This window comes from Bacillus cereus group sp. Bce019 (genome assembly GCF_051781745.1).
Taxonomy (GTDB): domain Bacteria; phylum Bacillota; class Bacilli; order Bacillales; family Bacillaceae_G; genus Bacillus_A; species Bacillus_A cereus.
Genome location: NZ_JBPWJX010000148.1, coordinates 1 through 269 on the forward strand (window position 1 = coordinate 1; position 269 = coordinate 269).

The window sequence follows — 269 nt, forward strand, 5'->3', positions numbered from 1 at the left end:
CAAGGAGCGTTTGCAGCAACTGATTTTCAAAACTTTGGTGATGATACACGATCAGCTTTGTTGCAAACAGCTTTGAATCGCTATGAAGCCGAAATGGAAATTAATTATTCATCTAAAACAGTGATATTTAAAAATCAAATCGGAAAAGAAACTGATGCACAGTTCCGTTATGGCCATAATTTAAAAACGTTTGAAGAAGATACGGATATGAGTAATTTTGCAACGGTCATTCGTGGATATGGTAAAGACCATAATGATCAAGAAATTAT

At 34.2% G+C, this 269-nt stretch carries 1 protein-coding gene; it reads left to right on the top strand.

Going from position 1 to position 269, the window contains the following annotated elements; all coding sequences use genetic code 11:
• Positions 1-269: phage tail spike protein (locus ACS2QP_RS27810; protein WP_438883074.1), on the top strand; the 269-nt coding region annotated here is incomplete at both ends.